The following is a 26,614-nucleotide window of genomic DNA, read 5'->3' as shown; positions in this document are numbered from 1 at the left end:
AGTTTGTGATTTCTCTAGCTATGAGTTAGCAGGATGTTGTGGTATCACCAGCAAGTTAGTATTGACTAACAACACTTTCCAATAATTTGACAGCACTACCTTCTTGGTAGCTGGCTTTATTAATACGCAGATATATTACCCGTTCCTCCTGAGCAATGCTCAGATCACGAACACCATCCAAATTTTTTAATTGTCTTACTAATTCCTCTACATTCGTTAGACTTTCAGGGTAGGGTAACAATAATGTCGATAAGTACATATTGGGTTTCATGTACAATGAAATAATAAACCAGATTAATCCTAAGCAAGCATTAACGGTAAATATTGCTGTATTTCCTCCGAGGTCGTAAAGGGCTCCGGCCGAGAGTCCGCCTAAGAAAATTCCTAAAAACTGACTACTGGAGTAAACACCCATGGCTGTACCTTTGCTATTGGGGTCTGCTTGCTTGGAAATTAAAGAAGGTAAAGTAGCCTCTAAAACATTAAAAGCTACAAAATAGATAAACATTAGCAGCCATAAGCTCAGCCATTGCTGATTTAACCAAGTTAAAAAAAGTTGCATAACGGCCGTTATCAATATGGCAACAGAAAAAACTGTCTTCATTTGCTGTTTTTTTTCTGCTAATAAAATAAATGGCACCATGAGAACAAAAGAACAAAACATTAAGGGCAGATAGAAATGCCACGGCTTAGTTAAATGGCCTGTGTTAATTTGCTGTTGTAAAAGGATTGGAATGACATAAAACGTGGCGGTTAGAATAAAATGTTGGAAAAAAATTCCTAAATTAAGCCGCTGCAAATGCTTATTGTTGATAACGGATTTGAATAGAGTCAGATTAACCTGGCTATCCATATGAAAGCGTTCTTTCCTGGGGGTTGGGATGACAATATGCAATAAAGCTAAGCCTGCTAAGGCCAAAATGGTTGTTAAATAGAAAATTCCCGACAAACCAAAATAAGTAGTGATTGCTGGGCTAATAATCATCGCTAAACTGAAAGACAAGCCAATAGTCATACCAATAACAGCCATCGCTTTGGTACGCTGCTCATCAGGTGTTAGATCTGCTAGTAATGCGATTAATACACTACCAATGGCTCCTGTGCCCTGCAAGGTACGAGCAATAATCATGGTATAAATAGAATGACTTAGGGCACCCATTAAACTACCACAAACAAAAAGTAATAAGCCAACGGTTAATATTGATTTTCTGCCAAAGCGGTCAGAAAGCATTCCAAAGGGCATTTGTAATAGCCCTTGACTCAATCCGTAACTGCCTAATGCCAAACCCGTTAACATAGGGGTAGCGCCGCTTAATTGCGTGGCAAAAACTGTAAAAACTGGGATGAGCATGAATAATCCCAGCATGCGGAAAGAAAAAATAGCAGCGATAGGAAAAACAGTATGGATCCAGGAATACTTCATCGACAATAAAGGTATCTCATGATGTGGTTTGCAGATGGTACAAAGTTAGAGTCTAGTAGACAAGAATATCTTAATAAGAAATCAGCATAATTTAAGAATTTATGGCGTCAATTAAATTCTCTAAAGGTTGAAAAATAAAAATGGCTACTGCTCCTTAAAGCAGTTACTCAGTACTATGATTGACAGAAAATGTGATTCACTGTAGTTTGAGGGCATTTTTTAATCTAGAGGGTGGATAATGAGTTGCGAATTTGCTAATAAAGTAGCATTAATCACTGGTGGGGCCCGTGGAATCGGTAAAGCTACTGCACTAAAACTGGCACAAGCTGGCAGTGATATAGCAATTATTTATTATAATAGCTCTGATGAGGCGCAAGCTTTAGTTGAGGAAATTCAGCAGTTAGGGCGCAAGGCAATAGCCTTACAAGCGAATGTTGCTGATCATCAATCAATTAAGGATATGTTTGCGCAATTTCGGGAACAATTCACACAGCTAAATTTTTTAATTAGTAATGCTGCCAGTGGTGTATTAAAACCTGCTCTTAAAATGTCAACCAAACATTGGCGCTGGTGTTTGGAAACCAATGCCTTGGCGCTGAATCACTTAGTTTCTGAAGGGCGAGAATTAATGCCACCGGATAGTCGAGTTATTGCTTTATCAAGTCTGGGGGCACATCGAGCCATTCCAAATTATGCATTTATTGGTGCCTCTAAAGCAGCTTTAGAGGCGTTGGTGCGCTCGTTAAGTCTTGAGCTCGCTGAGTTTGGAATTACTGTGAATACCGTTTCAGCTGGAGTGGTTGACACCGATGCGTTGAAGCATTTCCCCAATCGTCAACAACTATTGGATGAGTACCATGCCCATGCCTTATCGGCTGAGCCTCTAAGGCCTGAGCATGTGGCTGATGCCGTTTATCTCTTATGCCGGCCTGAGGCAAGAATGATTAATGCCCATACCTTATTTGTTGATGCTGGCTATAGTCAGGTTGGATAAGAAAAAACTCAGGTAAGAATTTTTCTTTGCATGAGTTTAACTGTTATTGAAACCATAGTAATCATTATAACCTTGAGAGTCATCATCCTCATACCAGGTTGATCGCTCTACTTTTTCAGTGCTTGAATAGTTGTCCTCAATTGGTTCTGCTTTATTGGCATTGACGGTTGGAGCACTGATTTTTTTTGGTTTGTTAGGATTAGGTATTGGATCTAATTTATTAGCGAAGGATAACAAAATAGAGAGAATCTCATCCAAATCTGGTCGATCAACCTGATCGCAATATAACATGCTACGTAAGAGAGCCTTTATCTCCGCATGACAACTAGGAATTTCTTCCATGCGAGAAAATAAGGTACCAAACGATGGATATTTCGCCGTAATAAGAACGTCTGTGGGACGATAGTCTGAATTGACATACATATCATCTCCCCAAAGTAACATAAGTACACGACCAAGCGCGTAAATATCGGTCTTTACCGTACTCCATTCATAGAGGGAATAACACTCGGGAGCGGCATAAGGAATAGCACCATGATGTTCCTTTGAATCATCAAAGTTCTTGGTGATGGCAAAGGCAAGATCAATAAAACGGGCAACAAATTTATCGTCAATTAGAATATTTCCCGGATTAATATCACGATGAATAAGTCCTTGTTCAAAAATTTGCTCTTTCAATGCGACTACAAGAGCCTTCGTTAAAAAATATCTTTCCTGAATAGTAAGTTTATTATCCTCGATTAATTTTATGAGAGGAACGCCCGGTAAGCGACGCATTGTAATATAGGTTTGATTTTCATCACTACTTAACGGTTTAGAATGAAAAAATCCTATAGTACGTAAGTTTTTGGCTTCTTTTTCGGCACTTTCTCGAGAAACGTATTTAAGCTGTTGTGCTTTTACAAGGCGTTGCTTATCCTCAGGTTTGATTTTAACTAAGAGCTTTTCTTCTTCAAAAGAAAGTGTGACTAGACTTAAATAAAGTTCACCAAAACAGCCTTTAGCATAGACTTCATTGTCGAGAACCTCATATACATTTTTAGTTGAATTTGAATTCAGATGCTTAATTATTTTGTGACTTAAAATAATTTCTTTGTCATCGATTTGGTAGGAACCGGCTTCAAAAGAGTTTTTATTACTCGAGCTTAATAGCTTTGCTAAAAGAGCGTGACTCTCTGTGTCTAAGTTGATCAAATTAATGTGATGCGCCATAAAAGATTAATATTTTGATCAGAATGAAATAATTCTAACACACATTGTTTATAAATAATACATTCGCTTTGTTGATTAAATGCAACAATTGATGTCGCGTAAGATGCTAAATCACATTTATAGGTCGGAAGGGCTAAAGCCTTGATCTACAACTACATCAAGGCTCAAACAACTAGGCGAATCATAGGAGAACAATTATAAAAATCCTTTACCCCATCTTAATGAGGGAAGGATATCAGCTAAAGGTCTTTCAGGAACAGTTAGTAGAGTTTGATTGGTGTTATCATTCTTATCAATCATATTTAATAAGCTTATCAAACTGTTTACGCCGTGACATACAGCATCGGTACGAACGGTTTTTTGAGAAAAATTGGTGATGAAGCCACCGATAGCTTGCGCAGGATTTTTGACATCATAGGTATTTTCTTTGGAATAGGCGTTTTGGATTAGCCAACGAGTGGTTAAGATCATGGGTTTACGATATTGCTCACATTCACCTAGGTGAGTATTGATGCAGTAATCATAAAGAACGCCGAGCACTTCATTAATCCAGCCGTTGCCACTGGGTGTGGTTGCATCACGATAGCGTCCATAAGTGTAAGCATCACTATTATCCGTAATTTGCAAGGACAAAATTTTTGCTGCCGCCTGGCGAATCAGGTTGCGATAGATTTCTTGACTGTTGATTTTGGCATAATCAATCATTGACATAAGCAACCAACTTGTAGAGATTGAGTTTTTTGGACGAAAAGAATCGCCAACGTATATCCCTTGCTTTTGTACCTCATTTCTAAAATGTTCGGCTATCTTTGTGGCTCCCTCATAGTAACGCTGATCTTTGGTGGCTGTATAAAGACGGGATAGTGCAGAAAGAACCTGACCGGAGTAAAGAAATGAATTTTTATCGTATAAATGCCATTGATCTTCATGGCATATAGCAATAGGGGTAACGTTTCCATCGGGTTTAACCATGGTAAGTAACCAGTCACCAGCTTTTTTGGCCGCTGTTAAATAACTGTCGTCATTATAGAAACGATATAATTCTAAAAGCGTAAAAATGGTTTTGGATGTAGTGCCGACTACGACGCGGCATTGCTTTGTATCGGTAGCGGGATCATAAGAATAATAAAAACCCCCTGCATTGGGGCCGGATTTCACTTGCATGGATAAGATGAAATTAGCAATAGGCTTGAAGTTCTTTTCAAGTGCGGGATCATGATTGAGCTGATAAAGTTTTAAAAATGTATATAAACTCGATGAGCTGTAAATTGTGCGTAATTTGTCTTCGCGATGATCGGTTCCAGCCTGATAAAATTTAAAGAAGCCATGCAATGCGGGATGCATCACATTCAGTAAATAGTGCTGACTGTTTGCAATCTGCTGCTTGATTAATTGGGTATCTAAAAGTCTTATCGCCACACGGTTGCCAAGTAACTCTAATCCCTTGCCTAAATACTCAATAAAGGAATAGGACTGATGAGGATAATAGTCAAAACTAGCCTTAAATCGGAATTTCTCAAGCTCTTTCGCAGTTATTTGCGGCAAACTTGAATATTTCAAGGATTTTTCCGTTGCTGTGCGTATAACGTCGGCCAGGCTTTTACCATGAGTGGTCCCAAAACCAATCTTTGAACCTTGATAATAGATAACAATCTGCAAGCTCCAATCGGGAATTTGATATGATTTACCCCAGATTTCATCTAACTGCGTTACAGGTAAAGGTGTGTTAAGGATTTTATGGTTTGCCACCGCCCGCACATAATCCATGACCATATCGCGAAACTCTTGATTCTGATTAATGGTGGGTGCAGAAGATGGAAGATTGGCTGTGGTTGATGCTTGAGCAGTTAATAAAATGAGATGAAAAGGAATTAGTAAGGCGATTGTTTTTATAATTTTTTGCATTATTTCCTACTGGTTATTCTAAGAGAATTCTCATCATGGAGGGAATTAAGTATAGGGGATAATGAATTTTTTTTATAGATCAAGGCAATTAGTGCAAGTGTTGCGAGTTGGCAAAAATTTATTGCTGAGGAGAAAATAGGGAAGGTTTATTCACAGAGACCTTATTGGCGTAGCTGTCTGTTAAAAGTTTATGATATACTCCGGAATTTTAAAAAACCTGTTGAGTTCTAGAGGAATAAACATGAATGTAGAAAGCGTATACCCTAAGGTAAGGGAAATTATCGCTGATGTCTTGGTTATTGATGAAGAAGAAGTGTCTTTGAATAGCCGTCTGATAGCTGATTTGGGTGCTGAGTCAATTGATTTTCTTGATTTGGTTTTTCAGCTAGAAAAAGAATTTAGTATTAAAATTCCTCGCGGTCAATTAGAAAAGAATGCTCGCGGTGACTTGGCGGAAGATGAGTTTGAAAAGGGTGGTGTATTAACCGCTGATGGTATGCAAGCGCTTAAAAATTACCTAAGTGAGGTTCCTGCTGAGTATTTCAAAGCAAATCTAAAGGTAAATGAAATTCCTACTCTTTTTACTGTAGAAACTTTCTGTAAGTTAGTTGTTGTTGCAGTGAATGAGCAAAAAGCTTGTGAAACGTCAGTCTAATGCGGTTTTTATTTGTTGATAGAATTTTGCAGTTATCCCCTGGGGAATTAATTCGGGGGATAAAGCATATTACTCGTGATGATGCTTATCTTTGTCGTGATGATTCTGGCAGATTATGTTTCATCCCTTCATTAATTGGTGAAACGCTAGGACAGTTAGCCGCCTGGAATGTCATGTCGTTTAATGGTTTTACTTCACGCCCAGTGGCTGGCGTTGTTGCCAGTGCAAGTCTTTATCGCCCTGCTTATGTAGGCGAAACACTGCAGCTTGAGTCGTTTATTGAGCGTCTTGATGACACTGCTGTGCAATATCATAGTGTTGCCTATATCGACAATGAAATAGTGTTCAAAGTAGATGGGGCCTTAGGTCCGTTACTACCGATGACTGATTTTATTGATGAGCAAGAGGTCCGCAATCAGTTTCTGGAAATAAATCGACCTGGTGAATGGCCTCTAAAAAATGCTGTAAAACCTGAAAGATTGCTTTCTACAACAGAAGAGTTATGCGTGCCTATTCCTAAACTGGCTTTTGATCGTATTGTTGCTTCCGAACCTGGCATTTCGCTTGTTGCTGAAAAGTATATTACGAGAGCTGCCTCTTATTTTCCTGATCATTTCCCAAGGAAGCCAGTGCTTCCAATGACCGTGTTACTGGAGTGTAAGCTTAATTTGGCGAGAGAATTTGTAGCTCAGGCACAGCTGGCTAGAAATTATCAAATCAGTGAATTGCGCAAAATAAAAATGAGTGATTTTATTCACCCGGGCGATATCATTACTTGTTATGTTAAGGTCAAACAGCAAGATGACCAGCAATTAGTTTTGAATTATCGCAGTGAAGTTGAGGGGAAGCGTGTCTGTGTTTTGGATGTGGTAATGACTGCGAGAGGTTGCTAATTATGAAAAATAGGCGAGTCGCAATTACTGGTCTGGGCGTGGTTTCGCCCTTGGGTAATGATGTTTGCTCAACCTGGCATAATTTAATGGCAGGTCAATCAGGTATTGCTGAAATAAGACAGTTTGATGCAAGCGGTTTTCCTACACGAATTGCGGCAGAAGTTAAAAATTTCACTCTTAATCCTGCTCTAAAAGGTAAGCATAAACGTTTTGCAATGCCATTTACTGAATACGCACTGGATGCAGCATTTCAAGCTTTTGATGATGCCGGTATTTTACCTGACGAACAAACTGCTGCACGCTGGGGTGTCGTAGCAGGTAGTGGCATGATGACAGCAGAATTCAATTATTTACAACGCTTTCAACGCACTTGCGCCATTGATGGTACTAAAAACTGGGAAGACTTGCAGGAGAAGTCGCAACAGTTTTATCGTTTAGTTGATTTCGGTAAAACAACTTCCAACTCTGGTCTTTCATTGCTTATTCAGCAATTTGGTATTAGAGGCTATGCAACTTCGGTGCACACGGCATGTGCTTCAGGAGGACAAGCCCTTGGTTTGGCAATGCAAGTCATTAAACGCGGTGAGGCAGATTTTATGCTGGCAGGCGGCTTTGATTCGATGATTAATCCGCTAGGCTTATCTAGTTTTTGTTTGCTTGGCGCGCTCTCAACCTATAATGATACGCCGACTACCGCGAGTAGACCCTTTGATGGAACTCGCAATGGTTTCGTCCTCGGCGAAGGTGCAGCTTTTTTGATTCTTGAAGAATGGAGCAAAGCCAAAGCTCGCGGTGCAAAAATTTATGCTGAATTGGCTGGTGAGGGCAATTCATTGAGCTCTTATCGCATTACCGATTCACACCCTAATGGCGATGGAGCTATTCAGGCTATCCAACGCGCTTTAGATGAGGCAAATGTTAAAATAAGTGATGTGGATTATATCAATGCTCACGGCACTTCCACAAAAATGAATGATTTAAGTGAAACGAATGCGATTAAAGCTGTATTTAAAGAACATGCTCAGCAGTTGCCGGCCAGCTCAACGAAAAGTCAAACCGGTCATTTGATTGCTGCTGCCGGAGCGCTCGAAGCAGTGCTGTCTGTTTTAAGTATTCAACATGCACAAATTCCCCCAACTGCCAATTTGACTACCCCCGATCCGGAGTGTGATTTGGATTATGTGATTGATGGTCCACGTGAAAAATCATTAGGGGTGGTGCTATCCAATTCATTTGGTTTTGGTGGTTCAAATAGTTGTTTGCTATTTAAACATCCGGAGTTTGAAGGAGTAAATAAATGATGAACTCCAACCGTGTTTTTATTACTGGCTTAAGCGCTTTAACAGCTTGTGGTGATACTGCAGACAGCGCATGGGAAGCCATTTTGGCTGGACAAAGCGGTATTGAGGAAATTAAGCAATGGGATTTATCCACTTGGTCACATCGATTAGGCGGGGAGCTTAAAAATTTTCAACCGGCAAAAATGTTGCCTGATAGAAAACTAATGAAAGTTATTTCCAGACAGGATGTTATGGGAATTAATGCTGCAATGCAGGCGGTAAATCATAGTCAGCTTATTAGCTATCGAGATAGCCTGGCTCCGCAGCTTATGAATGCATTTAATGACAGAACTGCTATTTATGTAGGCTCACCCGGGAATAAATATTTCCAGCAAGATGATTTTTTGCCCTTATTAGCCAAAACAAATGGTGATATGCAGGAATTTGCGGCACAATTATTTAATGAAGTGCACCCAATGTGGTTATTGCGGATTTTGCCAAATAATGTCTTGGCTTATACCGGCATTACCTATGATTTTAAGGGCCCAAACCACAATATTACTAACCATGCAGTGAGCGGAACTCAAGCCATTATTGAAGCTTACAACGCGATTGCTCAAGGTCAAGCTGATCGTGCGGTTGTCGTTGCTTACGATATGGGAGTCGAACCCCAGGCTCTTTTTTACTATGAAAAACTAGGTGTGGTTAGCTCACGACATTTGAAACCCTTCGATAAAGAACATGATGGGACTATTTTGGCTGAGGGGGCGGCCGCACTCATTTTAGAGAGTGAAGCAAGTGTCCAGGCTCGTGCTGCTCGATGCTACGGAGAAATTGTCGCTGGGATGTCAATGAGTGAAGCCGCAGGTTTATTCTCTATCGAGGCAAAGGGCAATGCATTAGCAAGCCTAATCACTCAAACGCTTGAATCTCAAGAAATGCACCCGTCAGAGATAGATTTTGTGGTTGCGCATGGAAATGGCAATATTAAATCTGACGACAGTGAAGCCTTGGCAATTAGCGATGTTTTTGCAAAATTACCGGTTACGGCGTTTAAATGGGCCATGGGACATACCATTTGCGCTTCAGGTGTATTGGATGCGGTATTCACAACGTATGCATTGAATAATAAATGTGTACCTGGCATTGCCAATTTTGAAAGTGCAGCCTGCGAGAGTTTGAATATTAGTAGAGCACATCGTTATTTGGAAAAGGCAAAAACTGCAATTATGATAAATCGCGGATTTGCCAGCATGAATGCGTGTTTGGTGATCAAAGCTTGTGACTGAATTAAATACTAAAATAAAAAACTTGCGTATTTCTTTAATGGGACGTTTTCTTTATCACTTCGTACCTTATCGAAAGACGATTATTCAAAAAAATATTGCGCAAGTTTTTGCTGGCAATTTAACAGATTCTCAACAAGAACGATTAGCAAAAGCATTTTATTCGCACATGGCAACATCCATAAAGGAAATTATTCAACTACGTTTTATGAGCGAAAAAAAGCTCCGAGAACGAGTCGAAGTTCGCGGTCATCAGCGCTTACTGGATATCGTTGCCCAAAAACGAGGTGTGCTAATCTTGACTGGTCATTTTGGTAATTGGGAATTTGCACCCTTAGGTGGGATATTGAATTTTAAAGAGTTTCAGGGACAATTTCATTTTATTCGCCGTACACTAGGAAACAAAACTCTTGAACAGCTCTTATTCAGACGTTATTACCATGCTGGATTAAATGTTATTCCTAAAAAGAATTCATTAGAGCAAGTTTGTCAGGCGCTGGATAAAAACCATGCTGTTGTGTTTGTTTTAGATCAACATGCTTCTTTAGTGAATCGTGATGGGGTCGCCGTAGAGTTTTTTGGAAAAAAAGCCGGTACATATCGTAGTTTGGCTAGTTTTGCTCGTCATACAGGTGTACCCGTTGTTCCGGCAGCGGGCTATCGTTTGCCTAATGGCAAACACGTACTAGAATTTCATGAGCCAATCTATTGGCAAGATTATGACACAGCTCAAGAATCAATTTATCGTAATACCTTGGCTTATAATCAAGCATTGGAACGTATTATTTTAGAACATCCAGAACAATGGCACTGGCTTCATAAACGTTGGAAGTTGAAAGAACCCGCTTAATTGCCAGAAGATGGTGTAAAGAACTCAAAGTTATAGTTATATAAGCGAGTAAATGTGCCATCAACTTGAAATTTCAATAGTACATTATTGATTTGCGCTATTTTATCTCGACTGGCAGGCGAAATAATAATTCCTAATCCTTCCCCAACTTGAAAGTGTTCTTTAAGAATTTTAACTTGGTCGGAAAATTGATGATCCATATAGAGACCGCTAAAATAATTACCAAAAATGGCATCAACCTTTCCCTCTTTAAGTGCAAGGACTATATCCGGGTAAGTATCATAAGGGACTACTGTAAATTGATTGGCAAAATTTTCATTAAGATATTGATAATATTCACGTGCTCGCAAAGCGCCAACTCGTTTACCCTGTAAATCATCAAGCGTATTAATGGGTGCATCTGCTAAGACGGTAAAGCCACCATCACAAATCAAGTAAGGTATGCTAAAGAGAAATTGTGCCCGTCTTTCAGGAGTAATGACTATGCTGCCAATAGCCACATCAACTTTATTACTACCGACTGCCTCAAGCAGTTGGTCAAAAGGCATCGACTGGTATTTACAATTCCACTGTAGTCGCTCACAAAGGGCATCCATTAAGCCTATATCAAATCCCTGAGTAACTTGAGCCGAAGTCATCACATAAGGGGGATCAAAAATAGGAATGCCGATGGTGACGGGTGTATTAGCGTAGCTAAAACTACAGTAAAAACAACCTATTAAGCAGAGAAATTTCATATTTTTATGGGTATCTCAGCAATATTTATATACATTATAGAACAGGATGTGTATTTTTGTGTCTACTGCATGCATTTTTAGAAAAGACCCATGAAAAATAAAGATTTTTTTAAATTTAACAGGCTTGGGTCGATGGCTCTCCATAAAATTGATATACTTAGGTTGATAAGGTCATTTTGTATTGATATGAACAAATAATGGAACGTTCAAATTAAATTGACCATGAAGCAGTAACATATTAATAGCAAGTTTAAGGAGTGCATCATGGACGTAAAAGAAATTATGACACCTAATCCAGAGTATTTGCTTTTAACCAGTACGATTAGTGACGCTGCAAGAAAAATGCGTGAACTGGGAACAGGATTTTTACCTATCGGCGATAAAGCTACAGATAAGCTGGTTGGTACTCTCACAGACAGAGATATTGTTATTGGCGCCTTGGCTGCAGGTAAGGATCTAAGTACACCTGTAAAAAATGTAATGCATAAAGGTGTATTTTATTGTTATGAAACGGATGATATAAAACAGGCTTCTAAATATATGAAAGAGAATCAAATTCGTCGCTTGGTTGTATTAAATAAAAATAAGAAACTGACTGGAATTCTGTCTTTAGGAGATATCGCTGTTAATTGTTCAGAAGATAAGCTGAAAGGCGATACACTAGAAGAAATCTCAAGACATTAAAATGATATGTCAATACAACGACGCAGCCCGTTATTGTTAAGGCTGCATCGTTTAAATCAATATTTGTCATCCTGCTTCTATGATATGATTTCTTTCCCGGACAGAATGACAGGTCTGTTCAAGCTTTAATTTGTATTAGGTAAGCCCTCATGTTTTATAGAAAAATGCTGAAGTCAAAAATTCATCGTGCTCGGGTTACACAGGCTGATTTAGAGTACGAAGGAAGTATCACTATCGCGCCAGAATTACTTACTGCGTCTAACATTTTACCTCATGAGGCAGTCAATGTCTGGAATGTTACAGCAGGCACGCGCTTCGAAACCTATGCGATTACTGGTGAGAAAAATTCCACAGAAATTTGTGTGAATGGCGCCGCAGCTCATTTAGTAACACCGGGAGATATCGTCATTATTGCCTCATTTATCCAGCTACCGGAAGAGATTTGTCATTTACACCAACCCACGGTTGTATTTGTTGATGATAACAATCGCTTACGAGAAATAAGACCGGAAGTTCTTGGCAAGAAAGAATATGAAGTTTGTTAACAAGGTTTATTTGTTATTTCAATTTGCAAAAAATAGTTTGCATTGGTTTTTAAATTAGAACATGTTATTTTTTTATTTTTGAGGGACGACCATGGCTAATGAAAATTTAGTTGGCAAAGCTTTAAAGCTAATCTGGGATGAAGGACATGGTTTCTATAATACTTACGTTCCAGGTTTTTTTGCTCCTTATAGTAATGCAAAGGATGTCGGACTTAGTTTAACTGCCCCACTTTATGCTCCTTTTTTACTTGGTGTGCTGACGGGAGTAATTGCGGGAATAACAGTACTTGCGGCACTTATTAGCATCGCTTCTTATGTCACTTTAGGTGGAGCAAAATTGCTGGGTAAGCATTCTGTAGCAAGAACTGCATATGATGTTGGTCTGTTTTGTGCAACTGTTTCAACTGTAGGGGCAATCCTGCTACCTTGTTGCGCTTTTTTAACTTTGATTTCTCTACCCGCAGCTATTGCGCATATATTTACTCGTACGGGTGCCAGCATGGGTGCTGGTTGTCATAGTTGCAGTGGACCCGAAACAACCCACGAAGAGACTATGACTCCCTCACACAGTTAGTTGATTGCTTGGTTATAATCAGGTTGATGAGGGAATGTTTACTCCGCTTTCATAAATGTTGATTAAAACTTTATATTGTTGTCTCACCACTGGTGAGATACATTATTTGTCTTTAAATTGTTGATTTTATTGAATTATTTTTTATATACCAGTAAGTGAGAAAAATTCTATAAAGCAATATCCCTACGTCTGATTAATTTTCAAATTAGACTAAAGAAACTAATTCTATAATCAATAGACTTGCCTTCATTATTTTTCTTTTCTCCAGGTTGTAGCTATCAAGATGTCGTTCATTACGTTCATTTTTTTGTTACATTAATGAGCAAACCTAAATATTTCACATTAGCTTTGATGGCTATTATGTTGATTGAAAAATTTAAAGAATTGAATTCCCAATAAGGATAGCAAAAATGGCAAAAGGGAAAGTAGAACAAAAAATTGATTTAATTAAAACAGTAAATCCTACTTTACAAAAAATACACAAATATAGAGGTGAGTTAAATTTTTTTGAAAATAAATTCGAAATATATTCTCGCGATACTGACGTATCATCATCATATATATTTGATAATTTAAATGATGCCTATGAGCTAAAAAAACTATTAGGAAAAGGGGCCTTTGGAATAGTTAAAAAAGGCAAGATATTAAAAACAGGTGCCAAAGTTGCAGTTAAAATACAAAATATAACAGGCTTAATTGAATATCATTTTAAAACTATCGGCGATATAGAACAAGCACGAGATTATGTTGAGAGTCAAATAGAAGTAGAAGATGCGTTACTTAAACTCACTGGACAACATATTTCCTCAATCAGAAGGAAAAATCTAAAAAACCAAGAAAAACATTATTCAATAATGAAATATATTGAAGGGGATCAATTAAAAAACATTTTTTCTGACCTTTCATTTCAGGAAAAAATTCAAGTTTTTATCGAGTTAACACGGCAAGTACAATTTCTGCATGACAATAATTATTTACATCTGGATATCTGGCGTGAAAATATTCTATTTAATGGTCAAGCTATACTTCATGATTATGGATGCAGTGCTAAATTATTAAATGGAACATTTGTAAGTAAACTGAAGGGGTCACATATTCCACCAGAAATTATCGAATCTCAAAAAAAACTCGTACCATGTATGTATGGAAAATTTTCAGATGTATATGCGCTTGGAATGACATTTTATGAGTTAATTTATGAAGATTACTATGACTATACCCTAGATAAGACATTTGATGATTTTATCAAACGATATACTGCTTATTATATGGCGGTGGTAGATGTATTAAATTCAAAGGAAGATTTATTAGCGCAATTAATAACCAAAATGATTACCCCTAATATTTCTCAACGAATACTCGTTATAGACATTTTATCTGGTTTAAATCTAATAAAAGAAAAATTTAACCCTGAAGTAAATGCAACCCACAAAAGTACTCTTTAAATTCAAAGTGGAATACTCATTGTGTAATGAGTCAAGTTAAGCTTCATAAGCCTCAAGGTAAACTCAAAAGAAAATATATTGATAATGTGAAAAGTGGGCGACTAATACGCCAAATAAATTAAAATAAGTCTGATGATAATCAGACTTATTTTATTTTTTGAAAAGCTACAGCTGTTCTGCAGTAAGCCTTTAGTATTCTGAGAGTGGGTGATTGATACCAATTTAATTAAATTCTTGGTCTTTTATTTTCTGGCTCATCAGCAGTGCTTGCTTCATCGCTCTCCCGTTCTCTTTTAACCGCTACCTGAGTAACTGTTTCAATATTCATTCTCTCCTCTTGCGCATTAGGAAGCAGCTCTTCAGTGAGATCGATTAGTTCCACTTCAAAAGCATTATAAACGGGCAAAGCATTATAAACGGGGATTACAGGCGGCAAATTCAATGGGCTTCGATTTGCAATAGGACGTGAAGTAAACATACCCGCTGGCAAAGAGGCAGGATTGATAAAAGCTTGCGGTCTATTGTCAGGCGCTACTTGAGCATTATATAAGTTCGCAACATGAGGTGATCTTAGATATTTTTTTTCAGTAGTAGAACGTGCATGAAAGGTTCTCGTGTCTTGAGGAATCACCGCCAAAATCTTTTCAAAATCCTCTTTAGTTTTTATTATTTTCTTAATGTAATCTTCATCACGTGGACTATTGACTGAATTTCCCAGGTTATGTTCAGGATGAGTAAATAAAGCATAGATAAAAGTATGTCTTATTGATCCATTTCTAATCGTTTCCAAAACCTTGATCAAACAATCCGCATTATTTATAACTTTTTTCACATCAGCAATGGTTAAATCTTCAGAAAAAATGGTCTTTATACTTTTCTTGCAATCCAGTGCTTTTGTTCGCTCCATTAGTTTTTCGAGTATGCCTTTCTGTTCATCCTTAAGAGTAGATATGGGGGTATGTGACACCGGTAATGTTTGGCGCTCAGTTTCATTCACTGTCATGGTTGACGACTGAGGTATTCGTTCTGTTGTTATAGTCGATGACCTAATTCTAGAAGGATTATCTATAGCTAATGAGGAAAATAATGGTTTTGCTGCCATCGTTGTCCCTATTGGTTGCTGCCTGAAATACCCCAGAGGAAAAAGGGGGGACGCCATGCTCATAGGTGCTCCCTTCATAGGTACGAACCGAGTTCGTGCTTCGTTTAATTTGGTATTGATCTTTATTTTTAAGCGAGATGCTAAGCCCAAAAGCTCCTCATTATGTTTATTATAGATTACTTGGTTGCAGCAAAATAACGCACACTGCAATGGATTGGGATTTTCCGAAATCGATTGTTTAAATAATTGAACTAACTCCAGGGGTAAATCAGATAACTCCAGTTCCGAATTACTGAACACTACCGCTAAATGTAGCCACGCATCGGTATTATTTTTGTTTATAATAAGAGCCTGTCCTATACAATACCCCCCTCGCTGCTTCTTGTTTAGATTAATATAATTAGGAATCAAAGCTTGCCACTGCGCTGGCACTGTTGGAATGGAATGTGTTACTTTCGATAAAAGTCCCATTGCCAAAAAATTCCATAGCATATCAGCTTGTTGACAATTGTTAGGATCAAACTGGTCTAATCGCATCATAATTTGTTGTATATTATGCTCGATATCTAAAGAAAAACTTATATTAGCAGCTGCCAACAACATAAAGATAAGATTTACTATATCCTTCGGTACTTTATTGCCATTATCATCGCACTGACGGAGATATTGAATAATACAGTCTTTACTGCTATCGAAGTGCTCTATATTTTTTCTTAAGAGGAAACACAAATTGGAACCATTTAGATAATTGGGGTCAGCAATAAACTGTTTAACGGCTATGACTATTGGAGATTGTTCTATTTTAAGTTGCATTTTTATTCCTCATTAAGTGTGTTAATTTTGAACATATTGTATTTTGTAAATATTATCTGCTTATTAAGATAAATACGTAAAAATACATACATACCTTCTTCAACATTCTCTAGGAATAACTAGATAACTTAACTACTACTGCTTATATTTCACTTCTCTGTCTTCAAAGTCATGCATAAGGATAACTTGAGTGGTTTTAGTCGTATCATCTCAATGCTGATTTAAATTGGAATAAATATTTATTAGGATTTTTTTTATATATTTGGCGATAATCCGCTGTGTCCCAATCCCAATAGCATCGATAAACCCAGAGGATTCATCATTAAAATGAATAGGGACAAAACCAAATGAGTGATCATTTCTTGTATCGCTTGAACTATTTGATACTCTTCTTTATTCGAGGCTTCCTTCGCATTTTCTTCGGCCCCCCACGATCCCCAAAAGGCAAACGAATTAGAGCCGCTCTTTATGTGCCTCTTTATAGCATTCCCAATAAGTTCTTCAGTTTTTTGTATTTCTTGATAAATAACATCAAGTGATGTTTTAGAAAAATAAGGATGGCTATACGAATGATTTCCAATAATTACCCCTTCTTTTATGGCATCAATAACCCTGGGTTTATTTCGTTCAAGAATTCACCTCTACAAAAAATGACTGGGATATTATGTTCTATTAAGAAATTGATTTTATTCGTAAATAAGTCGACGGCGTCAAAGTGGGAAAGAGGGAGATGCATCCCAAGGAGCCCAATCTTAAACTACTTCGTTTAGCCCATGCTCTTGGAATTGAATATATTTTATCTTAGAAGGAGGTAGGGTGGTTATTGACTCGATCATGTTAGGTTTGATTAATTGTAAAGACAAACTTAGGATAAGATAATGAAAGAGCTTCTACCGTATCTTTGTTTGATGAGTATAGGAAAAGAATAATACCAATTTTTGACAAATCTTAAAGATTTATAAATATTATTATTCTCAGATAAGTTACTTCTGCTTTGGAGTTTCCTGGGGGTAATTAAGCAATTAATATTTTTAAACGAATTTATACCAAAATTTTTTGTTTCTTTAGAAATCAAAAGCAGATGCTTGGGTTGATTAAGTTAATTTCTCTCAAGGTCGGACTGATAGTATTGAACGAGATGACGTGCTTTATTTTAGTTCTTGTCTCTTTGGTCAAATCAAAGTAACGAAAGTATATCTGGTTAATAAATCAAATTTTGATGAATTGAATAAAAAATTAAACATTAGCCAAAATTTTAAAAAATATTACTTAATAGTTCAAAAGGTCTAAATGATAGTTACAGTTATTGGCTCTGGTGCAATTGGAAAATTTTATGGTGGGTTGTTCGTCTTTGCAGGGTGTCACGTCTGCTATCTTGAACGCTCTGATTTCACAATCTTACAAGAAAAGAAATACTATGAGATTGAACTGCCTGGTAGCTATGTCATGCAAGTTACCCCGAGCCAGATAGTAAATGATTATCATCTGCTTCCAAAATCCGATATTATTATTATTGCATTAAAGACAACTGAAAATCATTTAATTGAAAAACTTCTCTCTTCAGCATTAAAACAAGAAAGTAAAATTCTCCTTTTGCAGAATGGTATAGGTAATGAAGAGTATTTATCTACTTTTATTAAAAATCATTCTATTGTTTGTGGCGTGACTACCACTGGCGCCACCAAAATAAAGCCTGGATATATCAAAATTAAGAATCTTGGTGAATTAAAGCTTGCTCCTTTTACTAAACAGGATGAATCTTCATGTGAATATATAAAACAATTGTTGATATGCGCTGATCTTTCCAATACCTTTTGTCCACAAATACAACTTTTTGAAAATCATCGTGCTCTTCGCTGGACTAAATTATTGTGGAATACACCTTTTAGTAGTTTATCTTTACTATTTAATGTTTCTGTTGATGCTCTTGCTACGCAAAAGCAATACCAAGATATTGTTAGATCGATGATGCATGAAGTTTGTTTAGTTGCAAGGGAAGATGGAATAGAAATTGAAGACAATATTGAAAAATTAATTGGGCTTACATCAACGCTACAAGGATTTTATCCTAGTATGTATTACGATTTTATGATGAGTAAGCCAATTGAGTCCCACTATATTATATTGAATGTCATAGATTACGCCCAGACACACAAGTTGCATTTGCCCCTATTATCTTTAGTTTATGAAAAATTAATGTTGTTAGAAAAAAAAGAGGAATGGTTTAGTCCGATTGAGCAAAGTAACATTATTTCCATACTCAAAAGCATAGTAGAATGCAGAAGACCCTAGATAGATTAACACTAATTTTGCTTAGAGCAGCTTGAAAAAGCTTATACGAAGATATGTATCTGAATTTTTATAAGGAAATAAAATTGGGAAAAAAGGATAGTCAAAAAGAAATAAACCAAAGATATTGGGAGCATCAGAGGGACAAACAGATACTCAAAGAGTTCAATGAGTATGTTTCTGAAGAGAAAAAATTAGGACATACCGAAACGGATGTTGTGCCATTTCATTACACCTTTTCTCACGCTAAAACACGTAACGGCTTATATCGCAATCTTAATCAAATCGAATTACAATCTTTAATAAAAAAATTATAGAAGGTCAGAAAGAATAGATCATAAAGACTTCTTGTTATTAGATTCGGCAGAATCCCGCGCTAAATGCAACTGATAATATTATCATCTGTCGCTCTTGGCGCGAAATTCTGCCAAGTGTAGTTAGGTAGCCAACGATAAATTTTATTTAATCCTGGAGCATTTCATATCCAAGTACTTGGAAAATGCTCAAATTTATATTCTACGCAAGAGCTTGTATTTCTACTATAGAAGAACTTTTGATTCCCAGGCGACTTGCAGCCGCAGAAGAAAGGTCGATTATTCGCGTACTATAAAAAGGTCCACGATCATTAATACGAACCACCACTGTTCGTCCATTATTTACATTCTTAACTCGTAGTCTGGTATTAAATGGAAGCGTAGGATGTGCAGCTGTCATAGAATACATATTGTATCGCTCTCCATTAGATGTCTTATGATGATGGAGGCGTTTATTATAAACTGAAGCTACTCCTCGTGCTTTATACCCTTTTGCAGAATTAAGAGGTGTATATACTTTACCCTTAACTTTATAAGAAGTTATTTCATAACCTGGAGGCTTTGTCATACAGCCGGTTAAGCTAAATAACAATCCTGTAATGACAAAATATTGCATAATTTTTATGCCTAATTTCATACTTATCCTCAATTACCAAATGAGTTTGGAAACATAGCATATTGATAAAAGTCTGGCGACCTATCGTTAGCTGATTTATTCGAAATTTGGATATATCTCATTAACGATTGTTAAAAAGGATCAAACATGATGCAATTGGCAATTTAAATCGGTATGTTTGACTACCTTTTTCATTTCACCAGATCATTTAAGGAAAGGAGGTCGTTTCGAAGTGGTATGTTCACGTATCAAAAAATGAACAGACCTTCAATGTTCAGATTCAAAAGTTTGAAGGAAGCAGGTTGCGATGAAAAAGCACTTTCGCAGGAAAAAGCAGAAACTGTAAAAGCACTGCCAAGTTGACACTATCTCAGTAAACAGATTGTGACGGCATTGGAGTGAGTCGTTCCGTATTTTATCGTTGCATTAATCATAAATTTAAGCAGATTATCATGGAGAAAAAATGCAAATTGAAACCATGTCAAATAAAGAAATAACCAAACAGAGCTATCAAGCAACGGCAGTTGAATTCGCAAACAATGTAGCCGATCTTGCTCCCATTGCATCAATTGAAAAATTTATTAAGCTCCTTCCACCTAAAGCTAAAATTATTGATATTGGTTGTGGTTCTGGTAGAGATGCAAAAATATTTTCAAATATGGGCGCTGATGTTTTAGGAATTGATTTTTGTTCTAATCTTATTGATATTGCGAAAAAAAATGCCCCCTTATCTGAGTTCCAGGTAATGGACTTTGAAACAATGAATTTTCCAGCCGCTTCTTTTGATGGAGCATGGTCAGCGTGCTCTCTTGGACATAGTTCTAAGAAAATCCTTCCTGATATTCTTAAGAATATTCACTTACTTTTAAAAGAAAATGGATATTTCTATCTTGCACTTAAAAAGGGTTCAGGTGAGTCATTGGATAAAGATTTACGCTATGAAGGAGATGTTAAGAAATTTTGGGCTTTTTTTGAAGAAGAAGAGTTAATGAATATTCTTCAAGCAGCTCACTTCAAAATACTGGATTTTGATACGGTTGAAAAAAAATTCACCTATCAATCACATCCAGCATTGAGAATATTTTGCCAAAAAATTTGAATTTACTTACAAAAGTAGAACGAAGTCCTGATACCTATAACTGAATTGTAATGATAAAATCCATTCTCCCATGATGCCAAATCCCAGAAGGAAGCGACATTTATATTACTTTATAATTTATGGGCCACTACATAGCGTTATAACTATTCAATATAATATCAGGGGTTTTTTCCATTTCAGGATGTAGCATCTCCCCAACAATATATCTCATATTATCTTTAATACATGCTACAAATAATTCTTTTGAAATGTTTCTGGGCTGCACAGAATTATCTGCAATAAAATGGTCATAAATTTTATTTAAAAAATGTTCATTAGGTATTAGAGAGAAGCTTTGGCGGAATTCTCTTAAAAGCCCCAGCCAATATAAACCTAAGGTTGTCGTGCAAGCTCCATTTAATGCCGAATCGATCAAATCTTGTACGGTTTTTTCTGATTGGTTGCGAATATTTTTAGCCCACAATTTTTTTAATCCCTGCCTTTCATTTTCATTTAAGTTCTCTGATATGGTCTGAAGCAATAACTGATAACCACATGAGCTAAGATGATCACTTACACTATTAGGTAAACTAACGCTTCTCAATCCTCCTTTATGACAACTCAAAATCAACATTACTTCCACGGCATCTAATAAATGATTTAACGTTTTTATATTTATTGAGCACAAATCATCATTAGAGGATTGCGCATCTAAATAATCTTGATAATAAGAGGGATATCTCTTTTTTAATTGGGTAAGGAAGCGCTCTTGATCAGATGGAGTCATTACTATTTGATCCAAATCACCATAGCGCAGAGTTGTTCGTAAATAACCATTATATTTATTTGATAAAAAGACGGTTTCTAATGAGAAAGCTTGAGGATTGTTATTAAGTAAATTTTCCATTGAAATAAAAATGTCATCTTTTAGATAAAGCTCTTCCCAACTTTCATAATTAGCAGAACAATAATCTGGATTGAATGTTACTCCGGGCATCATAAGTGGCAGAGGATCATTACTATTAACTAATTTTGCAATTGCATAAACACTGGCAGACTTTTCATCACAAGGTTTATTGACAAGGATATTTTTATTTTTAATCCAATTTTTAAACAGAATGATTGTTTTAGTAATTTTAATATAGTCGATATAGGTTTCTTCTTGCTTTTTGCTATCATAATCTTCAAATTTTCTTTTCATACATCTATTAATCGCAAATAGGATAACGTTTTACTTCATGTTGAAGTATCAATTATCAGTTAGTTTGAATTGCGATTATATCGATCAAATATTAAGCATTTATTAAAGAAAACTTTAGATAGCGAAAGTCATGCTTCTTTAACCTAAATTCATGCTTAAATTTTTAAGAATTTAATGAAGCATAAGTCACCCTTTATCTCTTGCTGCTCATACTACATCTGCAATTGTCTCTTTTACAGAAAACTATTCATCTAGTTTATGTTTCACTTTGTGACGATGGCGCCCAATAATTGCACACTATGTTTTTATGAAAAAATGCTGGAAAGGCTAAAATTATTTGGTGGAGGATATTAGTGCAAAGGTATGCTGTTGTGTCAGTTAGTGCAGAGTCAATTGCCTTTAATTCTTATTAAAAAGTCAGAAAATTGCCGTACCTTTGCCACAAATTTCTGGCGATTTTTACAGTCTGCTTTGATGAGAGATGAATTACAGAGCATGCCATATCAATGACTGCAATAACTACAGGTAATTAGTTCATCAGGCGAAAACAAGGGAAGTTCTCTTTGTTACCACTATTTACATTAAACCTAAATCCATGTTTAGATTTTTTAAAGAATTATTACTGAGTAAATATGGCTTATCTTTTTGATCTCTTGCTGCTCATACTGACATTTGTGTTTGTCCATCATTTTATTGTTCCTATCCCTGGAGTGGCTTGGGTACAGCAATTAAAAACTAAAAATAATAAATTACTTCATAATGACTTACTAACACTGCTGGATGATTTTCAGTATGTGCATGATGACGGTGTTTGTTTTGGTTTTACTTTAACCTGGGCTCAGGATGTTGCACTTGGGATAGATCAAGCATTTTACCAGAATCTTAATTTGATTAGGCAAGAAAAAAGACAGGCTATAAAGAAAATAGACAAAATCACTGATAAAGTAAAAACCAGAAGAAATATTAGCAGTGAAGAGGAGGCATTATTAGAAATTAAGGCATTTGCTGTAGCAATTTGTTTGGCGCAATCACCGGGAGACTACGAGGAAATTTATGCAAAACGCCTTAATCAAAGTAATCTTGATGCTATCTTATCTCTCATTCGTCATAAACTTGCAAAAAATTTGCAGGTTAAGCGTTTTTTTGCAAAGACAACCGCGTTTTTTAATAATGAAGAAGCCATTGACTATTTTGATAACTTAGGGCAATTGCTACAGACAACCGACAGAGTGTCTATGGTACTTTGTAGTGAGAATCATGCTGTTGGACTAAAAAAATATGGCGATAATTGGTTATTTATTGATATTAATTATCTCTACCAACAATCAGAGGAATACCCTTTTTTTATTTTAAATAACGAGGAGCTTGTGATACAGCTTTACCAGAGTTGGGATGAAAAAGAGAAATTAATTTTTAATACGGATTTTATTGCTGCAGATCCGTCATTCGAGTTAAAAAGACGGTTGCAGCGATTAAACAGATTATACCCCGTTTTTCAAAAACAAATTAACTATGCTAATAGTCGACAGATTGGTTTTTTAGCAATTGGTGCTCAAAATGGTGATGAAACCACGGTTCGAGAAATTATCAGATTAGCCAATCAAGGTGGCTATTTGAGCCGAAACCATATTAGTTCTGCAGTGATGATGGCTATCACTCATAATCAGAGAAGTATATTAAATTTATTAACGGGAACGCGCGGATTCTATATTAATATGGTTTGCCGTGAAGATGGCAGTACCGCTTTAGCAATAGCTTGTGAAGATGGTAATTTTCCTCTGGTAAAAATGCTACTTTCTATTTCTGGTGTTCGAATAAACGCACGAAATAATACTGGTTTGACGCCGTTAATGCTTGCTTGTCGGTCACCCTATACACGCAACAGCACGGAACTTTTTACCTTACTCTTGAACGCTGGCGCTAGTTTGATTAGGAAAAATTCAAATGGTGAGAATGCCTTGGCAATCGCTGAAGGTGCGAATAATCAGGCTGCTATTCATGCAATTCAAAAATTTGCTGCAAAAAATATGGATTCTACAATCGTTAATTCAACCCCGAGACGCTTGCCATCCTCTGCAACTATGACTATAACACGGCAAAACATACCAACTTACAATGGTGATTATTCAATGTTTGCAAAAGCAAAAATGAATGTGGAAGACTCCGATTCTTCCTATTCAAACGAATCATTAATGTACTGATTCATATTAAAAATATCGTAACTCGTTTTATTCTTCTGCGGCCTTCATTATCTATAATTAAAATAGGGGAAGGTGTTGGAGGAAGGCTATGGAAATTACGATTTTTTTGGCAAAAGTGATTGGTTGGTATTTTGTAATTATCAGTCTTTGCATTTTGTTCCGACAAGATTTGGTAAAGTCTGTTCTCGGTGACATTTTAGGACAGCGGGCTCTATTGTTTTTTATTGCAATAGTCACTTTAATTTTAGGTTTGTTATTAGTTGTAAGCCATAATGTTTGGGTGATGGGCTGGCCGGTAATTATTACAATAATTGGTTGGCTGGTATTGATTGCAGGAATTGTTAGACTAGTTGCGCCAGAGCTTTCGTTAAGAGCCGGTCAGTGGTGGCTAAGGAATCCAACTTCTTTGCTTGTTGTCTCAGTCATTGATTTAGTGATTGGTTTATATTTGCTTTATAAGGGTTATTTCCTATAGACACGTAAAGGAAGATCGGGTTTAGTTTTTATTTAGACCAAACCAGGTTTTCCCATCAACCAAGCGAGCAATCATCAGGCTACTGACGGTATTCCCTGTTACATTGAGCATGGTGGCAATTGGGTCAATAATGACACTGATAGCGGCAATTGCAATTAGTACAGAAGGAGGAAAACCATAAACAGCTAATATTAATAATTCACCAACCATTCCGCCACTAGGAATGGCCCCCATTACTGTGCCCACTAATAATGAAACGCCAATTGCTGCAAGTAAAACACTCGGACCACTAAAATCTAAATGAAAAATACCAAACAAAAAGGCAATTTTAAATATACCACCAATGACCGAACCATCTTTATGAATAATAGAACCTAGCGGAATAGCGGTTTCATAAATTTCGGGAGAAACGTGCATATTTTTGGCGGCATACAAATTGGCTGGAATACTTGCGGCGCTGCTGCAAGTGGCTAGAGCAGTGGTTGCCGGGAGAAAGAGATTTTTCCAAAATAATTTTATACCATGTAATTTGCCAGCAAGATAAGCATAGACACTATAGACAAAGAGAAAGTAAGCTAAAGAGGCTGCATAGTAAATAATTGCAATACGGACATAATTTTCAATTAATTTGGGTCCTAATTCGCTGACTAAAACGGCGAAATAAGCAAAAAAGCCAATAGGAGCGATATACATAATTAAAGAGAATACGCGCATAAAAATATCTTCGCCAGCTTGCAATAAACTAACAAAAATAGAGCCTTTCTCTTTTGTTGCAGTGACGGCCAAACCGACGAGAATAGCAAAAACAATTAAGGCGGAGATATGTTCGTGCGAGAAAAGCTGTGTAAAATTTGATACGGTAAAAATATTGACGATTTGATCGGAAAAACTAAGTGATGACGGTTTGGCAAGTAGCGAAAGCTCTAAATGAATCCCTGCTGATGGAGGAAAAATTTTTACTATTACAAGTGCATAAAGCGCGGCTGCCAGTCCTGTAAAAAGAAAGATAATTGCCATGCAAAACATGATTTTGCCTAGTCTTCCTAAGGATCCAGCTTTAGCAATAGCCGAGGTGATGCTGAAAAAAATAAGAGGAACGATTACTGTCAAAATTAAGTTGAGAAAAATATCCCCCAAAGGCTTTAAAATTTTCGCCTGCTGTTCAAATAAATAACCTGTTAATCCACCGAGAATGATAGAAGATAATAAAAGAGCAGGGAAAAAATAAGAACGGAACGTTTGATTTCGAGTGATCACTGCCTTGTACTTCCATAGGGTTTAATAAACTGAATTTACCGTCTTGAGTTCTTTTTCACAATATCATCAGGAAAATGTTCATCAACGGCGATGCAATTGAAAGCTCGCGAGAATGAGATAGTTTAGTGTACTCATTTTTGCGTTATAACTCCGTAACAATATTGCATTTCAGATTTATTATTTTGAGAATGAGTCCAGCACAACGCACTAATTAACAGGGTGGCTTAAATAAAAAGGGAGATAGTATCTCCCTTAATAATTATTCCACTTTAACTTCAATACGTTTTTCTGGAGTGATTTCCTTTTTAGGAATGGCGATCTCTAGTACACCGTTTTTGCATTTTGCGCTTATTTTGGTTTCATCTGCCGTTTCAGGCAAGCTAAAACGACGGTAAAATTGTCCTTGTGTGCGTTCTACTCGAGAGTAATTATCACGCGTTTCAGTTTTTTCAAAATGCCGTTCACCTTGAATAGTTAAAATATTCTTTTCTAAAGAAATATGAATATCCTCTTTTTTTACGCCTGGTATATCGGCTAATACAATAAAACGATTTTTTTCTTCTTTAATATCAACTGCCGGAGCCCAAGAACTTGTGTCGATAAAGGAAGAGTCTTCAGGTTGCCCCTTAAAAAAATTTTCCAGAAAATGCGTAAAATCTCGTGTCAGTGGATAGTAATCACGCTTCATATTCATCGTTTTCTCCCTTGTTTGATTTTCCATAATAATGGGATGGTGACAAATTTTAGAATTTCAAGAGGAATGAAGGGCATATTTCGCGCTTATT

At 36.7% G+C, this 26,614-nt stretch carries 25 protein-coding genes; 15 read left to right on the top strand and 10 right to left on the bottom strand.

Annotation, left to right across the window (positions count from 1 at the left end; all coding sequences use genetic code 11):
• Nucleotides 1-55: 55 nt before the first annotated feature.
• Entirely contained in the window at nt 56-1,423 is a 1,368-nt protein-coding gene (locus tag PXX05_RS11910; RefSeq protein ID WP_275088431.1) for an MFS transporter, read from the bottom strand.
• Between the two features lie 238 nt (nt 1,424-1,661).
• Here PXX05_RS11910 and fabL point away from each other — a divergent pair, with 238 nt between their 5' ends.
• Nucleotides 1,662-2,417 (top strand): enoyl-[acyl-carrier-protein] reductase FabL, encoded by a 756-nt coding sequence (gene fabL, locus PXX05_RS11905; RefSeq protein WP_275088430.1) that lies wholly within the window; start codon nt 1,662-1,664, stop codon nt 2,415-2,417.
• Nucleotides 2,418-2,453: 36 nt separating this feature from the next.
• Here the strand turns inward: fabL and PXX05_RS11900 are convergent, their stop codons facing one another.
• Complete coding sequence (locus PXX05_RS11900; protein WP_275088429.1) at nt 2,454-3,629, bottom strand: protein kinase domain-containing protein; 1,176 nt, start codon at nt 3,627-3,629, stop codon at nt 2,454-2,456.
• A gap of 195 nt (nt 3,630-3,824) precedes the next feature.
• Nucleotides 3,825-5,534: a glycoside hydrolase family 76 protein gene (locus tag PXX05_RS11895; RefSeq protein WP_275088428.1), complete on the bottom strand. Its 1,710-nt coding sequence runs from the start codon at nt 5,532-5,534 to the stop codon at nt 3,825-3,827.
• Nucleotides 5,535-5,775: 241 nt separating this feature from the next.
• Here PXX05_RS11895 and PXX05_RS11890 point away from each other — a divergent pair, with 241 nt between their 5' ends.
• Genes PXX05_RS11890 through PXX05_RS11870 form a run of 5 tightly spaced genes read left to right on the top strand, consistent with a single transcriptional unit; the run spans nt 5,776 to nt 10,498 of the window.
• A complete protein-coding gene (locus PXX05_RS11890; RefSeq protein WP_275088427.1) occupies nt 5,776-6,189 on the top strand; it encodes an acyl carrier protein in 414 nt (137 codons plus the stop codon).
• Nucleotides 6,189-7,082 (top strand): ApeI family dehydratase, encoded by an 894-nt coding sequence (locus PXX05_RS11885; protein WP_275088426.1) that lies wholly within the window; start codon nt 6,189-6,191, stop codon nt 7,080-7,082. The genes PXX05_RS11890 and PXX05_RS11885 overlap by 1 nt, the downstream gene beginning before the upstream one ends.
• Before the next feature lie 2 nt (nt 7,083-7,084).
• Entirely contained in the window at nt 7,085-8,383 is a 1,299-nt protein-coding gene (locus PXX05_RS11880) for a beta-ketoacyl-[acyl-carrier-protein] synthase family protein (RefSeq protein WP_275088425.1), read from the top strand.
• Nucleotides 8,380-9,651 (top strand): beta-ketoacyl-[acyl-carrier-protein] synthase family protein, encoded by a 1,272-nt coding sequence (locus PXX05_RS11875; protein WP_275088424.1) that lies wholly within the window; start codon nt 8,380-8,382, stop codon nt 9,649-9,651. The genes PXX05_RS11880 and PXX05_RS11875 overlap by 4 nt, the downstream gene beginning before the upstream one ends.
• Nucleotides 9,644-10,498 (top strand): lysophospholipid acyltransferase family protein, encoded by an 855-nt coding sequence (locus tag PXX05_RS11870; protein WP_275088423.1) that lies wholly within the window; start codon nt 9,644-9,646, stop codon nt 10,496-10,498. The genes PXX05_RS11875 and PXX05_RS11870 overlap by 8 nt, the downstream gene beginning before the upstream one ends.
• Here the strand turns inward: PXX05_RS11870 and PXX05_RS11865 are convergent.
• A complete protein-coding gene (locus tag PXX05_RS11865; RefSeq protein ID WP_275088422.1) occupies nt 10,495-11,235 on the bottom strand; it encodes a transporter substrate-binding domain-containing protein in 741 nt (246 codons plus the stop codon). The genes PXX05_RS11870 and PXX05_RS11865 overlap by 4 nt on opposite strands.
• Before the next feature lie 264 nt (nt 11,236-11,499).
• Between PXX05_RS11865 and PXX05_RS11860 the strand changes: the two genes are divergently transcribed.
• The 4 genes from PXX05_RS11860 to PXX05_RS11845 all read left to right on the top strand — a co-directional run bounded on the left by PXX05_RS11860 (nt 11,500) and on the right by PXX05_RS11845 (nt 14,483).
• Nucleotides 11,500-11,919 carry a CBS domain-containing protein gene (locus tag PXX05_RS11860; protein WP_275088421.1) on the top strand — a complete coding sequence of 140 codons (420 nt, stop codon included), beginning with the start codon at nt 11,500-11,502 and terminating at the stop codon, nt 11,917-11,919.
• A 149-nt stretch (nt 11,920-12,068) separates the two neighbouring features.
• On the top strand, nt 12,069-12,464 hold the full coding sequence (gene panD / locus PXX05_RS11855; protein WP_275088420.1) for an aspartate 1-decarboxylase: 396 nt from the start codon (nt 12,069-12,071) through the stop codon (nt 12,462-12,464).
• Between the two features lie 91 nt (nt 12,465-12,555).
• Entirely contained in the window at nt 12,556-13,038 is a 483-nt protein-coding gene (locus tag PXX05_RS11850; protein WP_275088419.1) for a hypothetical protein, read from the top strand.
• 410 nt (nt 13,039-13,448) lie between these two features.
• Nucleotides 13,449-14,483, top strand: coding sequence for a protein kinase domain-containing protein (locus PXX05_RS11845; RefSeq protein ID WP_275088418.1), 1,035 nt, complete (start codon nt 13,449-13,451; stop codon nt 14,481-14,483).
• A 226-nt stretch (nt 14,484-14,709) separates the two neighbouring features.
• Here the strand turns inward: PXX05_RS11845 and PXX05_RS11840 are convergent, their stop codons facing one another.
• Both PXX05_RS11840 and PXX05_RS15165 read right to left on the bottom strand, forming a co-directional pair.
• On the bottom strand, nt 14,710-16,398 hold the full coding sequence (locus tag PXX05_RS11840) for a hypothetical protein (protein ID WP_275088417.1): 1,689 nt from the start codon (nt 16,396-16,398) through the stop codon (nt 14,710-14,712).
• A gap of 254 nt (nt 16,399-16,652) precedes the next feature.
• The gene (locus tag PXX05_RS15165) at nt 16,653-16,979 is read right to left on the bottom strand and encodes a polysaccharide deacetylase family protein (protein WP_420844651.1); all 327 of its coding nucleotides are present in this window, start codon (nt 16,977-16,979) and stop codon (nt 16,653-16,655) included.
• Between the two features lie 709 nt (nt 16,980-17,688).
• Between PXX05_RS15165 and PXX05_RS11835 the strand changes: the two genes are divergently transcribed.
• Complete coding sequence (locus PXX05_RS11835) at nt 17,689-18,690, top strand: ketopantoate reductase family protein (protein ID WP_275088416.1); 1,002 nt, start codon at nt 17,689-17,691, stop codon at nt 18,688-18,690.
• Nucleotides 18,691-18,773: 83 nt separating this feature from the next.
• Nucleotides 18,774-19,004, top strand: a complete 231-nt coding sequence (locus PXX05_RS11830; protein ID WP_275088415.1) for a hypothetical protein — start codon at nt 18,774-18,776, stop codon at nt 19,002-19,004.
• A gap of 199 nt (nt 19,005-19,203) precedes the next feature.
• Here PXX05_RS11830 and PXX05_RS11825 read toward each other — a convergent pair whose 3' ends face one another.
• Nucleotides 19,204-19,638: a septal ring lytic transglycosylase RlpA family protein gene (locus tag PXX05_RS11825; RefSeq protein WP_275088414.1), complete on the bottom strand. Its 435-nt coding sequence runs from the start codon at nt 19,636-19,638 to the stop codon at nt 19,204-19,206.
• Nucleotides 19,639-20,080: 442 nt separating this feature from the next.
• On the opposite strand from PXX05_RS11825, the gene PXX05_RS11820 reads away from it, so the two are divergent.
• Nucleotides 20,081-20,716 carry a class I SAM-dependent methyltransferase gene (locus PXX05_RS11820; protein WP_275088413.1) on the top strand — a complete coding sequence of 212 codons (636 nt, stop codon included), beginning with the start codon at nt 20,081-20,083 and terminating at the stop codon, nt 20,714-20,716.
• Between the two features lie 127 nt (nt 20,717-20,843).
• Here PXX05_RS11820 and PXX05_RS11815 read toward each other — a convergent pair whose 3' ends face one another.
• Entirely contained in the window at nt 20,844-21,896 is a 1,053-nt protein-coding gene (locus tag PXX05_RS11815; RefSeq protein ID WP_275088412.1) for a hypothetical protein, read from the bottom strand.
• Nucleotides 21,897-22,528: 632 nt separating this feature from the next.
• On the opposite strand from PXX05_RS11815, the gene ankG reads away from it, so the two are divergent.
• Both ankG and PXX05_RS11805 read left to right on the top strand, forming a co-directional pair.
• Entirely contained in the window at nt 22,529-24,097 is a 1,569-nt protein-coding gene (ankG, locus tag PXX05_RS11810) for a Dot/Icm T4SS effector AnkG/AnkZ/LegA7 (protein ID WP_275088411.1), read from the top strand.
• An 88-nt stretch (nt 24,098-24,185) separates the two neighbouring features.
• Entirely contained in the window at nt 24,186-24,572 is a 387-nt protein-coding gene (locus tag PXX05_RS11805) for a hypothetical protein (protein ID WP_275088410.1), read from the top strand.
• A gap of 21 nt (nt 24,573-24,593) precedes the next feature.
• Here the strand turns inward: PXX05_RS11805 and PXX05_RS11800 are convergent, their stop codons facing one another.
• Both PXX05_RS11800 and PXX05_RS11795 read right to left on the bottom strand, forming a co-directional pair.
• Entirely contained in the window at nt 24,594-25,829 is a 1,236-nt protein-coding gene (locus PXX05_RS11800; protein ID WP_275088409.1) for a dicarboxylate/amino acid:cation symporter, read from the bottom strand.
• Nucleotides 25,830-26,088: 259 nt separating this feature from the next.
• The gene (locus tag PXX05_RS11795) at nt 26,089-26,523 is read right to left on the bottom strand and encodes an Hsp20/alpha crystallin family protein (RefSeq protein WP_275088408.1); all 435 of its coding nucleotides are present in this window, start codon (nt 26,521-26,523) and stop codon (nt 26,089-26,091) included.
• Nucleotides 26,524-26,614 lie beyond the last annotated feature (91 nt).

The organism is Legionella cardiaca, from assembly GCF_029026145.1.
In the GTDB taxonomy this organism is placed as follows: Bacteria; Pseudomonadota; Gammaproteobacteria; order Legionellales; family Legionellaceae; genus Tatlockia; species Tatlockia cardiaca.
The sequence above is the reverse complement of the archived record's forward strand: the minus strand, read 5'-3'. Positions and strand labels throughout refer to the sequence as shown.